Consider the following 12,788-nt stretch of genomic DNA (forward strand, 5'->3'; position numbering starts at 1 on the left):
GCGGTGCAAGCGGAGGCTCCTAGCGTCGGAGATCGAGTGGGGAGACGCTATGACCGCTGTAGATCTGTCCGACCTCGACTTCTGGGCACAGCCGCGTTCGGAGTGGGACCGGGTGTTCGCCGCGATGCGCGCGGCCGACGAGCCCGTGCACTGCCCGCTCGACGACGGCCCCGGCTTCTACGCCCTCACCCGCTACGACCAGGTCGCCGAGGTCAGCCGCAATCCGCAGGTGTTCAGCTCGGAACCGGTCGCGGTGGGTCTCGACGACCCGCCGCCGGAGGTCACCGAGCTGCTGGGGTCGATGCTCAGCACCGACGATCCGAGGCACGCGCGGCTGCGCCGCATCGTGGCGCGCGCGTTCACCCCGCGCATGGTCGCCAAGGCCTCCGACGACGTCGCCCTGCTGGCCACCGAGATCGTCGACGCGCTCGTCGAGCGCGGCCCGTGCGACTTCGTCAGCCAGGTCGCCATGCCCATGCCGCTGGAGATCGTGTGCCGGATGATGGGCGTCCCGGCCTCCGCGCGGCCCGAGGTCGTGACGGCCACCAACGACCTCATCGCCGCCGTCGGCGACCCCGACCACGAGGACCCGTGCGGGCGGCCCCGGCCGACGGTGCTGCTCGACAGCGCGCGGTACATGCACGAGCTGATGAGCGAGCTCGCCACCGACCGGCGGGCGAACCCCACCGACGACGTGGTGACCGCGATGGTCCAGGGCGACGTCGACGGCGAAGCGCTCAGCGACCTGGAGCTGGTCAAGCTGTTCGTGCTGCTGGTCGTGGCGGGCAACGAGACCACCCGCAACGCCCTCTCGCACGCGCTGACCCTGTTCACCGAGCACCCCGACCAGCGCGACCTGGTGCTGGCCGATCTCGACGAGCGACTGCCGGCCGCGATCGAGGAGGTCCTGCGCTACGCGACGCCGGTGAACTGGATGCGGCGGACCGTCAAGCACGACGTCGACCTGCTGGGGCAGCGCTACCGGACCGGCGACCGGATGATCATGTACTACGTGTCGGCGAACCGCGACGAGACGGTGTTCGTCGATCCCTACCGGTTCAACGTGCTGCGAAACCCCAACCCGCACTTGGGTTTCGGCTCGCGAGGGCCGCACTTCTGCCTCGGCGCGCACCTGGCGCGCCGCGAGATCGGGCTGATGCTGCGGGAGCTGTTCACCCGGGTGCCCGACATCCACGCCACCGGCGAACCGGTCCGGCAGCGGACCAGCTTCGTCAACGGCGTGATGGAGCTCCCCTGCGCGTTCTAGCGTCCGGCGGCGCGCAGGGCGGTGCGGATCATCGGCCACTGCAGCGGGAGCCGGGCCAGGGTTCCGGCGAAGAACGCCGCGGACTTCGGCCCGGGCTTGCGGCGGGCGCGCTTGCCCGCGTCGACGCTCATCTTGACGTTGCCGGGCAGGATCGCGACCAGCAGGGCCGCGCTGGCGAGCCCCGCGGTGGCGCGGGTGCGCGGGTGCAGCAGTCCGGCCGCGCAGGCGATCTCGGCGACGCCGGAGACCTCCACGGTCGTGCGCGCGGGCAGCGCCGAGGGGATCAGCGGCTCGAAGATCTGCGGTCTGACCAGGTGCAACACCCCCGAGGTGGCGAACAGCCCGGCGAGGCCGGCGATCGGCAGGTCCAGCGGCGTCGAACGAGTGGTCATGCGTCCGAACCTAGTTGACCCGTGCAACCGGTGCGCAACGAGAGGGCGGTCACACCCGGCGCGGAGCGGCCGGTTCGCGCTGTCACCGGAGCGGGTGAGGTGTCCGGTTCGTCGGGACTTTGTTCCCTGTGCGCACCCGGTGGCGGCCCGGAGTCTCGGTGACGGCCGGGGACGTGGGAAGCCCCGGCGGACCGCCCTGGGGTGGGGCGCGTCGTGACGAGGGAGGGTGATCAGATGACTGTCGCGCAGCAGCTGGAAGACGTCCGGGCTCAGGAGCTGGAGTGGACGCCGACGGAGATCGCCGAGCTCTGCGAATCGGTCTCGCGCGCCCCGTCGGTGCACAACAGCCGGCCGTGGACGCTGACGTTGCACCGGCGCACGGCCGTGCTGCGCGAGAACCCGGCCGCGCTGATGGACCACGATCCCCAGGGCCGCGACCAGCGGATCTCCTGCGGCGCGGCGCTGATGAACCTCGTGCTGGCGGTGCGGGACCTCGGCTGGCGCGCGCACGTGGAGTTCGGGGCCACCAGCGGCCTGGTCTCCGCGGTCGTCAGCGCCGGGGAACCGGCGGAGCCGAGCCCGCGCGAGCAGCGCTGGGCCCGATCGATCCCGCAGCGTCACAGCCACCGCGAGCCGTTCTCCCGCAGGCCGGTGCCCGAGCTGCTGCGCGAGAAGATCCGCGACGCCGCCGCCGGTCCGCGCTGCGGAGGGCGCTGGGTCGGTTCGGCCGCCGAGGCGGTCGAGGTCGCGCGGATGCTGAGCCGCTCGGCGCACGCCTTCCACGCCGACACCGGCTACACCCGGGAGCTGACCGGGTGGGCGACGCCGGAGGGCAGGAAGCTGCAGCGCGCGTCCGGTGACCTGCGCGGTCTCGCCGCGGTCGGGCTGACCGCGCTGACCACGCACCTGCCCGACGAGCACGTCCTCGCGCGGCTGCTGCGGGAGGAGTCGGTGCTGCTGGTGGGCACCCGCGGGGACCGGGCGGTCGATCACGTGCACGCGGGTCAGGCCGTGGAGCGGGCGTGGCTGGAGGCCACCAGCGCGGGTCTGTCGGTGTCGATGATGACCCAGCCGCTGCACATGCGGGAGGTGCGCACGGCGCTCGCCGAGAGCCTCGGCACCTCGCTCATCCCGCAGGCGATCATGCGGTTCGGCTACCCGGCGGAGGGCTGAACTCCTGGAGCACGACAGTTCTTCCTCGAATCACCCATGATCAGAGTCCGTTTTGTCGGGTTAATTCGAGGAAAAACTGTCCCCTGGTGAGGTCCCCCTCACAGCGACCCCGGCTCACCTTCGCGACGGTGGGCCGGGGTCGCGCACGTCGTACGGGAAAACCGGCAACGGCACGGCGCGTTAACGGCGCGTGGCCCCCGGTGAACGGCGATCGACCGCCGTGGGCGGAGGGGCTCGTCGCGCGGCGTGGGCACCCGTTTGTGCGCACGCGGACTGCGAGCCGATCATTCGCGTGGTACACGAAGTATGTCTGGTTGAAACCTGACCCGGTGTGCGAATTCGGTTCGGCACTTGGGAAAAATCGGAACTGGCGAGTAATCGTCACCGGGCTTCTCCGGGTGGGGGCGGTCGGCCACCGTATGGATCCAGACGTCCCACGGGATGGACCGGTTCGTCCCCGAGTTGAGGACCGAGGTGCCTGTGAGCGCGAACGGAACGGATGCCGATCATTCGGGCGGGAACGCCGAAGCCCCCGCCGGTCCGCAACGTCGCGCGACCTGGATCCCCGAGCCCGCCCAGCTGTCCGATGTGGAGCTACTGCTGGACGGGGCCTTCGCCCCGCTGCGCGGTTTCCTGTCCGCCGACGAGGTCGAGTCGGTGCGCACCCGGCAGCGCCTGACCGCCGACCTGGCCTGGCCGGAGCCGATCACCCTCGACGTGCCCGAGGAGATCGCCGCCGCCGACGAGATCGAGCTGCGCGACGCCGAGGGCGCCCCGGTCGCCGTCGTCCGCAACGAGCGCCCCTGGGCCGACGAGGCGGGCTGGCACGCGGCGGGCCCGGTGCTGGCCGCCGAGGAACCCACCGGCGTGCTGCGCAGGCTGCGGCCGCCTGCCGACCGGGTCCGCTCCGGCCTGCCCGACGGCCCGGTGCTCGGCGTGCTGCCGTCGGCGCCGCTGCACCACCGCGAGCTCGCCCAGATCCGGCAGACGGCCGCCGAGCTCGGCGCGCACGTCCTGCTGCTGCCGCGGATGACCGGCCCGCGCCCGGAAGCGCTCGTCCAGTCCGTGCTGGTCGCGCGCCCGGAGCTGCCCGAGGGCAGCACGATCGTGCCGGTCCCGCTGGTCCACCGCGCCGACCCGAAGCGCGACGCGCTGCTGACCGCGCACGTCGCCGCCGCCTACGGCGCCACCCACCTGCTGTCCGAGGCCGCCCTCGACCAGGCCCCGATCCCGGTGCTGGAGCCGCCGGAGGTGGTGCGCGACCGCTCCGACCGCTGGCTGCCGGCCGCCGACGTCGCCCCCGCCGACAGTCTGCCCGGGCTCAGCGACGAGCGGCTGCGCGAGCTGCTGGACGCCGGCGAGGAGCTGCCCGGCTGGTTCACCACCCCCGCGATCGCCGAGCAGCAGCGCCGCCTGCACCCGCCGCTGGTGGCGCGCGGATTCACCGTGCTGTTCACCGGCCTGTCCGGCGCGGGCAAGTCCACGCTGGCCCGCGCGCTGCGGGACGAGCTCAGCTGCCACGACCACCGCGCGGTGACCCTGCTCGACGGCGACGTGGTCCGCCGGACGCTGTGCGAGGGGCTCGGCTTCTCCGCCGAGGACCGCAGCCGCAACGTCCGCCGCATCGGCTACGTCGCCGCCGAGATCACCCGGCACGGCGGCGCCGCGATCTGCGCGCCGATCGCGCCGTACCACGCCGACCGCGACGCGGTCCGGCGGATGGTGCGCGAAACCGGCGGTTTCGTGCTGGTGCACGTGGCCACGCCGCTGCGCGAGTGCGAGCGCCGCGACCGCAAGGGCCTCTACCGGCAGGCCCGCAGCGGCTCGATCCCGGAGTTCACCGGCGTCTCCGCCCCCTACGAGGTCCCCGACGACGCGGACCTCGTCCTGGACACCTCCGCGCTGTCGCAGGACGAGGCGGTGGAACGCGTCGTGGCGTTGCTGCGCGAGCGGGGCTGGGTGCGGTCGTGGACCTCGGTGTAGCGGCGACCGGCCTGCTCACCGGCCTGATGGTGGGCGTGACCGGCATGGGCGGCGGCGCGCTGACCATGCCGCTGCTCACGCTGGTCTTCGGCGTGCCGCCGCTGGCCGCGGTGTCCTCGGACCTGGTGGCCGCGGCGGTGATGAAGCCGCTGGGCGCCGCGGTGCACCTGCGGCGCCGCACCGTGCAGCCCGCGCTGGTGGGCTGGTTGTGCCTGGGTTCGCTGCCGTGCGCGGCGGCCGGATCGCTGCTGGCGGGTTCGCTGGGGCGCGGGACCGAGTCGCTGCTCAAGGAGCTCGTCGGTGCCGCGGTGCTGCTGGCCGCGATCACGCTGTTCGCGCGGATGCTGCTGTCCCGCCGCGAGTCCACATCGGACGGAACGCGGGTGCGGCCGGTTCCCACGGTGCTGCTTGGCGCCGTCGCGGGACTCGTCGTGGGTACGACTTCGGTGGGTTCCGGATCGATCATCATCGTGGTACTGCTGCTGCTCAACCGGGGGCTGAGCTCAGCGCGGCTTGTCGGCACCGACCTCGTCCAGGCCGTCCCGCTCGTGCTGGTCTCGGCGCTCGGCCACCTCGTCGCCGGTGACGTCCACATCGGACTTGTCGGGTCGCTGCTGGCCGGGTCGATCCCCGGTGTGCTGGCGGGATCGCTGGTCTCGGCGCGCGTTCCGGATCGCCCGGTGCGGGTGCTGCTAGGCGGCATGCTGGTGACCACCGGGCTGATGATGCTCGGCACCGACGTCCTGACCGGCGTCGCGGCCGGGCTTCTGGTCGTGCTGCTGGGAACGGCGATCCCGCCGTTGCGCAACGCGATGTCGCGGCGATCCGCCGCGCACGAACACAGGGAGGTAGTGGGGTGAGCGTGGACGACCACGAGCTGGCCGCCGGGCTGGCGCAGCGAGCGGGGGAGTGCCTTCTGCGGCTGCGGGAGGAGTCCACTTCGGACCCCAAGGCGCTCGGCGACGCCGGTGACGCCGCGGCCCACCGCCTGCTCGTCGACGCCCTCGCGCAGGAGCGGCCGGACGACCCGGTGCTCTCCGAGCACGGCGTGGCGGGGCCGGAACGCGTTGCGGGACAACGGGTGTGGATCGTCGATCCGCTCGACGGCACCCGCGAGTTCACCGAACCGGGCCGCGCGGACTGGGCGGTGCACGTGGCCCTGGCCGAAGGGCACGAGGTCATCGCCTCCGCCGTCGCGCTGCCCGCGCAGGGCATCGTGCTCGACACCGGTGAGCCGCCCAAGCAGCCCACGCACGGCATCGCGCGCCCGCGCATCGCGGTCAGCCGCAGCCGTCCCCCCGAGTTCGTCACCGAGATCGCCGAGCAGATCGGCGCCGAGCTGGTTCCCATGGGATCGGCCGGGGCCAAGATCACCGCCGTGGTGCTCGGCGAGGTCGACGCCTACCTGCACGGCGGCGGGCAGTACGAGTGGGACAGCGCCGCCCCGGTCGGCATCGCCCGCGCCGCCGGACTGCACACCAGCCGCCTCGACGGCTCCGAGCTCGTCTACGACCGCCCCGACCCGTGGCTGCCGGACCTGCTGGTCTGCCGCCGCGAGCTGGCCGTGGACCTGCTCACCGCCCTGTCCGATCGACCCGAGGGGAGTCGCTGATGCCCGCCGGACTGTCTCGTCTGGACGTGCTGGAATCCGAGGCGGTGCACCTGATCCGCGAGGTCGTCGCCGAACGCGACCGGCCCGCGCTGCTGTTCTCCGGCGGCAAGGACTCCGCGGTGCTGCTCAAGCTCGCCGAGAAGGCCTTCGCCCCCGCCCCGATCCCGTTCCCGGTGCTGCACGTCGACACCGGCCACAACTTCGAGGAGGTCCTCGACTTCCGGGACCGCCGCGCCGCCGAGCTCGGCGTGCGGCTCGTGGTGGCCTCCGTGCAGGAGGCCATCGACGCCGGGCGCACCGTTGAGCCCGAGGGTCTGACCAGCCGCAACCGGCTGCAGACGGCGTCGCTGCTGGAGGCCATCGCCGAGCACCGCTTCGACGCGCTGTTCGGCGGGGCCCGCCGCGACGAGGAACGCGCCCGCGCCAAGGAGCGCATGCTGTCCTTCCGCGACGGCTTCGGCCAGTGGGACCCGCGCAACCAGCGCCCCGAGCTGTGGAACCTCTACAACGGACTGATCCACCCTGGCGAGAACGTGCGCGCCTTCCCGCTGTCGAACTGGACCGAGCGCGACGTGTGGACCTACATCGACCGCGAGGACGTCGAGCTGCCGTCGCTGTACTTCGCGCACAACCGCAAGGTGTTCGAGCGCGACGGGATGCTGCTGGCCGACAACCCGTTCCTGCCGCGCGAACCCGAGGAGCAGCTGGTGGAGCGGTCCGTGCGGTTCCGCACCGTCGGTGACATGACCTGCACCGGCGCGGTCCCGTCGGAGGCCACGACGGTGTCCGAGGTGATCGCCGAGATCGCCGCCACCAGGATCTCCGAGCGCGGCCAGACCCGCGCCGACGACCGCACCAGCGCGGCGGCGATGGAGGACCGCAAGCGGGAGGGATACTTCTGATGAGCACCACCGAACCGGTCTTCGCCCCGGCCGACAGCCTGCTGCGGTTCGCCACCGCGGGCGCGGTCGACGACGGCAAGTCGACGCTGATCGGGCGCCTGCTGCACGACTCGAAGTCGCTGCTGGCCGACCAGCTCGAACAGCTGGAGGTGGCCAGCAAGGAGCGCGGCGACGAGCAGCTGGACCTGGCGATGCTCACCGACGGGCTGCGCGCCGAGCGCGAGCAGGGCATCACCATCGATGTGGCGCACCGCTACTTCGAGACCGCGCGGCGCGCCTTCATCATCGCCGACACCCCGGGCCACGCCCAGTACACCCGCAACATGGTCACCGGCGCCTCCACCGCCGACCTGGCGATCGTGCTGGTCGACGCCCGCAACGGGCTGACCGAGCAGTCCCGCAGGCACGCCGTGCTCGCCGGGCTGCTGCGGGTGCCGCGGCTGGTGCTGGCGGTGAACAAGATGGACCTCGTCGGCTACGACGAGGAGGTCTTCCGCACCATCACCGGTGAGTTCGCGGCGTTCACCGAGCGCCTGGCGCTGCGCGAGGTCACCGCGATCCCGATCTCGGCGCTGCGCGGCGACAACGTCGTGGACCGCTCCACCGAGATGCCCTGGTACGACGGCCCGTCGCTGCTGGAGCACCTGGAGAACGTCGAGATCGCCGAGGAGACGAGCGGTTTCCGGATGCCGGTGCAGTACGCGATCCGCGCGCAGGACCAGGACTACCGGGGTTACGCGGGTCAGATCGCCGGCGGCACCGTCGCGCCCGGCGAGGAGGTGCTGCACCTGCCGTCCGGGATGCGCAGCCGCGTCGTCGCCGTCGACTCCGCCGGTGCCGAGCTGGAGCTCGGGCGGGCGCCGCAGTCGGTGGCGCTGCGGCTCGCCGACGACATCGACGTGAGCCGCGGCGACGTGCTCTGCGCGCCGGAGCAGCCGCCGGCCGCGGCCGAGGAGCTGACCGCCACGGTCTGCTGGATGTCGCCGAAAACCCCGCTCACACCGGGAACCCGGCTGCTGCTCAAGCACACCACCCGGGTGGTCAAGGCGATCGTCACCGAGGTCCGCGAACGCCTCGACGTCACCACCCTGGAGCGCGGACCGGCGGATTCCTTGCAGCTCAACGACATCGGGGAGGTCCGGCTGCGGCTGGCGCAACCGGTGTTCTGCGATCCCTACGAGCACAACCGGTTCACCGGGGGAGCGGTGCTCATCGACACCGCCAGCAACGCGACCGCGGGAGCGGTCCTGATCACCGAGACGCGCTGAGAACACCCGACGAAGGAGCGACACACATGGTCAAGATCATCGGAGCCGGGTTCGGCCGCACCGGTACCGCGTCGATGAAGGCGGCGCTGGAGTACCTCGGATTCGCGCCCTGCTACCACATGTTCGAGGTCATCGCCCAGCCCGAGCGGGCCAAGGACTGGGACCGCGCGCTGGACGGGGCCGTTGACGACTGGGAGACGGTGCTCGGCGGGTTCGAGTCCACCGTGGACTGGCCGGGCTGCACGTTCTGGCGCGAGCTCATGGACTTCTACCCGGACGCGAAGGTGCTGCTGACCGTCCGCGACCCGGAGCGCTGGTACGACAGCGTGTTCAACACGATCTACCAGTTCGTGCAGGAGCCGCCGGCCGACGACGACTTCAGCCTCAAGATGCGGCCGACCATAGAGCGGATGATCTGGAACGGCACCTTCGACGGCCGCTTCGACGACCGCGAGCACGCCATCAAGGTCTTCGAGGCGCACAACGCCGCCGTGCAGGAAGCGGTTCCGGCCGACCGGCTGCTGGTGTACAAGGTCGGCGAGGGCTGGGACCGGCTGTGCGAGTTCCTGGAGGTGCCGGTGCCGGACGAGCCGTTCCCGCACGTCAACGACTCCGGCTCGATCCGCGACCTGGTCGAGAAGACGCAGCGCGAGGGCAAGTTCACCTCGCCGTTCGAGTCCTGATACCCGCCGAACCTTGTCGAGGAGACCCATGTCCACCACGAAGTTAGGCCGCAGATCCGTGCTGCGGATGCTGGCCGCGGCACCCCTGGTGCCTGCGGCGCTGTCGGGCGTGGCGCAGGCCGCGCCGCGCCCGGCGGTCGGCGCGCTGGGCGCCGACCTGGTCACCCGGCCGGACCTGCACCCGCCGCTGATGGAGATCATCACCCCGGCGTCGGGCACCGAGCCGGGGCAGGTGCTGCTCACGCCCACCGGTGCCAGCACGATGGACGTGAACGCGCCCGCGCCGCGCGCCCCGATCCAGCCGGGCGCGATGCTCATGGACGACACCGGCCAGGCGGTCTGGTTCGGCCCGTCGTCGGAGGGCGTGAACTTCGACCTGAAGGTGCAGGAGTACCAGGGCAAACCGGTGCTGACCTTCTGGGAGGGCACGGTCGTGGTCCCGCCGGGCTTCGGCCACGGCAAGTTCGTGATCATGGACGAGACCTACACGCGCATCGCCGAGGTCGTCCCGGCCAACGACTTGACCGGTGACCTGCACGAGTTCGTCATCACGCCGCAGGGCACCGCGCTGATCCTGGCCTACCGCGAGGTGCGGCTGGACACCACCGCGGTGGGCGGGCAGCCGAACTCGAAGGTGCTGGAAGGCGTGGTGCAGGAGATCGACATCGCCTCGGGCGAGCTGATCTTCGAGTGGAACAGCCTGGAGCACGTGGGTCTGGACGAGTCGTTCTACGCGGTCCCGAAGGACTCGGAGGTCTACCACGACTACATCCACCTCAACGCGATCTGCGAGGACGGCGACGCGCTGCTGATCTCGGCCCGCTGCACGCACGCGATCTACCGCATCGACCGCGCCTCGGGCGAGGTGAAGTGGCGCCTGTGCGGGCGCAAGAGCGACTTCGAGATGGGCGAGGACGCGGCTTTCGCCTGGCAGCACGACGTTCGCCGGCACGAGGACGGCACGATCAGCCTCTTCGACAACGCCGACGCCGCCGGCCGCGGCAAGTCCCGCGGCATGACCCTCGACGTCGACGAGACGGCCAAGACGGCGACGCTGCTGCGCAGCGCGGAGAGCCCGGAGGGCCTGCTCGCCCCGAACCAGGGCAACGCCCAGCTGCTGGCCAACGGCCACATGTTCGTCGGCTGGGGCGGCAAGCCGTACTTCACCGAGTTCGGCCCCGACAACGAGGTCCTCTTCCACGGCCGCTTCACCGAGACCATGGCCTCCTACCGCGCCCACCGAGCCCGGTGGGTCGGCAGGCCCACGGACTCCCCAGCGGTCGTGGGCCAACCCGGCGACGGCGTGACCAGCGTCTACACCAGCTGGAACGGAGCCACCGAAGTCACCACGTGGCGTGTCCACGCGGGCCCGGACGACCAGCACCTCACCCCGGTCGCGGACGCCCCCAAGTCGGCCTTCGAAACCAAGATCGACCTCCAGGGCACCCACCCCGTCATCGCGGTGGAAGCCCTGGACGCCTCCGGCGCAGTCCTCGGAAGATCCCCAGCAATCCCGGTCGCCTGACGCGGTTCGCGGTCCGACCTGTCTCACGATCACCGTCCCGATCCCGGGACAGTTCGGACCACAACCGTCCCCACTCCGGTCTCCCGAGAACGCGAAGTTTTCATGAAAACCTCACCCCACCAGGGGTGGGAAAGTTTTCATGAAAACTGTCCCACCCCCACCCACACAACTCCCGTGACCAGCACAAACCGACCTCGAGTCACCTGGTCGCCTCCCGAGAGTGGGGGAAGTTTTCATGAAAACTTCCCCCACCGACGGGACCACTCACGAACCCTCCGTTTTCGTGAGTGGGTGAGGTTTTCATGAAAACTTCCCCCCCGGGAGTCGACCTGGACGGTGACGTGGATGAGGTCCGTGAGGGTGGAATCCTGATTCTTGTCGAGGAAGTCCGGGGTGGTTCTTGTCCTTGGTCGAGCTCACGACTGACCTCTCTGTCGGGCCGGTCTCCGTTGGAGGCCGGCCCGGAGTGTGTGGTCGGGGTCTCGCGTGGGGTTTGGGGAGGTGTTTGGGGGTTAGCATCTTCGCGAGGCTAAGGAGTGTTGTGCTGTGGGTGTGGTGGCGGAGGACGAGCGGGAGGTCCGTCGCCGGTGTCGTCGGGCGCTCGGGGTGACGACGCTCGGGTTGATGTTGGTGCTGGTCAACGCCACCTCGCTGAACCTGGCGCTGCCCGCGCTGTCGGCTTCGTTCCGGGTTCCCGCCGCTACCGCCGACTGGTTCCTCGTGGCGTTCATGCTCAGCAACACCGCCTCGATCCTGGTGTTCAGCCGCATCTCGGACATGCTGGGGCGGCGGACCATCTACCTCACCGGGCTGGCCTGCTTCACCGTGATCAGCCTGCTGTGCGCGTTCGCGCCGAACGCCTCGACGCTGATCGTGCTGCGCGTGCTGCAGGGGATCGCCGCGGCCACGACCGTCACCAACACCACCGCGATCCTCACCGACGTGTTCCCGCCGGACCGGCTGGTGCACGGGTTGAGCCTGAACATCACGGCCGCCTCCATCGCGCAGATGATCGGGCCCGCGCTGGGCGGGCTGCTGGTGACCGTCGCCGACTGGCGCGCGCTGTTCCTGGTCAACGTGCCGATCGGGATCCTCGCCGTGGTGCTGGGGTCGCGGCTGCTGCCGACGATCCCGCGCGCCCGGGGACCTCGCGAGCGCTTCGACGTGGCCGGGGCGCTGCTGTCGAGCACCGGCCTGGCCGTGCTGCTGTTCGGCATCAACCGCATCGGACCGTGGGGAGCGGCCGATCCGCGGGTGCCCGCCGCGATCGTGCTCGGTGTCGCGCTGCTGGTGGCGTTCGTGCTGGTGGAGCGCCGGATCTCGGCTCCGCTGCTGGACCTCCGGCTGCTGCAGCGGCCCGGCCGCGGGCAGGCGTACGCGGCGGCGTTCTTCAACTCCTTCTGCCGGGCCGGGGTCGTGGTCCTGGTCGGGTTGCACCAGCAGATGGTCGAGCACCGGACCGCGCTGGAGGCCGGTGTCGTCGTCATGCCGTTGGCGCTGGTGATGATGCTGTGCGCGCCGCTGAGCGCCCGGCTGTCGCTGCGCTGGTCGGCGCGGACGCTGTCGAGCTTCGGTGCGCTGCTGGTGGTCGCCGGCATCGTCGGCCTGGCCGGGCAGCTGGCCGTGCCCGGGTCGCCGCTGCTGCTCATGGCGCTGTGCCTGGGGTTGATCGGTGCCGGGACGGGGTTGTTCACCGCGCCCAACACCGGGTCGATCATGGCCGGAGTGGGCAGCGATCAGCGGGCGGTGGCCAACGGCATCCGGTCGATGCTGTTCAACAGCGCGCAGGCCGCGGGAACCGCGGTGGCGCTGCTGATCCTCACCGGCTGGCTCGGCTCGTCCGGTGTTGCGTCCTACGCCGCCAACGCCGACGATCCCGCCGTGCGGCTGGGCTTCGCGGTCGCCGCGATCACGATGGGTGTCGCCGCGTTCGCCGGGCTGGTGATGTCGCTGGCGCGCGGAGGTCCGTGGCGGGCCCGCTGA

General features: G+C 71.4%; 11 protein-coding genes. 10 read left to right on the forward strand and 1 reads right to left on the reverse strand.

All coding sequences use genetic code 11. From position 1 onward, the window contains the following. Window positions 1–49 precede the first annotated feature (49 nt). The gene (locus BM424_RS14885; protein WP_093417787.1) at window positions 50–1,267 is read left to right on the forward strand and encodes a cytochrome P450; all 1,218 of its coding nucleotides are present in this window, start codon (window positions 50–52) and stop codon (window positions 1,265–1,267) included. Here the strand turns inward: BM424_RS14885 and BM424_RS14890 are convergent. Next, window positions 1,264–1,659 (reverse strand): DoxX family protein, encoded by a 396-nt coding sequence (locus BM424_RS14890; RefSeq protein WP_093417790.1) that lies wholly within the window; start codon window positions 1,657–1,659, stop codon window positions 1,264–1,266. The genes BM424_RS14885 and BM424_RS14890 overlap by 4 nt on opposite strands. A gap of 234 nt (window positions 1,660–1,893) precedes the next feature. Here BM424_RS14890 and BM424_RS14895 point away from each other — a divergent pair, with 234 nt between their 5' ends. The 9 genes from BM424_RS14895 to BM424_RS14935 all read left to right on the forward strand — a co-directional run bounded on the left by BM424_RS14895 (window position 1,894) and on the right by BM424_RS14935 (window position 12,788). Then, window positions 1,894–2,832 (forward strand): nitroreductase family protein, encoded by a 939-nt coding sequence (locus BM424_RS14895; protein ID WP_093417792.1) that lies wholly within the window; start codon window positions 1,894–1,896, stop codon window positions 2,830–2,832. 480 nt (window positions 2,833–3,312) lie between these two features. Next, window positions 3,313–4,815, forward strand: coding sequence for an adenylyl-sulfate kinase (cysC, locus tag BM424_RS14900; protein ID WP_245775863.1), 1,503 nt, complete (start codon window positions 3,313–3,315; stop codon window positions 4,813–4,815). Next, window positions 4,800–5,675, forward strand: a complete 876-nt coding sequence (locus BM424_RS14905) for a sulfite exporter TauE/SafE family protein (RefSeq protein ID WP_093417797.1) — start codon at window positions 4,800–4,802, stop codon at window positions 5,673–5,675. The genes cysC and BM424_RS14905 overlap by 16 nt, the downstream gene beginning before the upstream one ends. Continuing rightward, window positions 5,672–6,427: a 3'(2'),5'-bisphosphate nucleotidase CysQ gene (locus tag BM424_RS14910; RefSeq protein WP_093417800.1), complete on the forward strand. Its 756-nt coding sequence runs from the start codon at window positions 5,672–5,674 to the stop codon at window positions 6,425–6,427. Before BM424_RS14905 ends, BM424_RS14910 begins: the two co-directional genes overlap by 4 nt. Next, window positions 6,427–7,329, forward strand: a complete 903-nt coding sequence (cysD, locus tag BM424_RS14915) for a sulfate adenylyltransferase subunit CysD (RefSeq protein WP_093417803.1) — start codon at window positions 6,427–6,429, stop codon at window positions 7,327–7,329. The genes BM424_RS14910 and cysD overlap by 1 nt, the downstream gene beginning before the upstream one ends. Beyond that, a complete protein-coding gene (locus BM424_RS14920; RefSeq protein WP_093417806.1) occupies window positions 7,329–8,597 on the forward strand; it encodes a sulfate adenylyltransferase subunit 1 in 1,269 nt (422 codons plus the stop codon). The genes cysD and BM424_RS14920 overlap by 1 nt, the downstream gene beginning before the upstream one ends. Window positions 8,598–8,623: 26 nt before the next feature. Further along, on the forward strand, window positions 8,624–9,280 hold the full coding sequence (locus BM424_RS14925; protein ID WP_093417809.1) for a sulfotransferase family protein: 657 nt from the start codon (window positions 8,624–8,626) through the stop codon (window positions 9,278–9,280). Window positions 9,281–9,308: 28 nt separating this feature from the next. Next, window positions 9,309–10,805, forward strand: coding sequence for an arylsulfotransferase family protein (locus tag BM424_RS14930; protein WP_093417812.1), 1,497 nt, complete (start codon window positions 9,309–9,311; stop codon window positions 10,803–10,805). A gap of 546 nt (window positions 10,806–11,351) precedes the next feature. Further along, window positions 11,352–12,788 carry an MFS transporter gene (locus BM424_RS14935; protein ID WP_139274073.1) on the forward strand — a complete coding sequence of 479 codons (1,437 nt, stop codon included), beginning with the start codon at window positions 11,352–11,354 and terminating at the stop codon, window positions 12,786–12,788.

The organism is Saccharopolyspora flava (genome assembly GCF_900116135.1).
Lineage (GTDB): Bacteria > Actinomycetota > Actinomycetes > Mycobacteriales > Pseudonocardiaceae > Saccharopolyspora > Saccharopolyspora flava.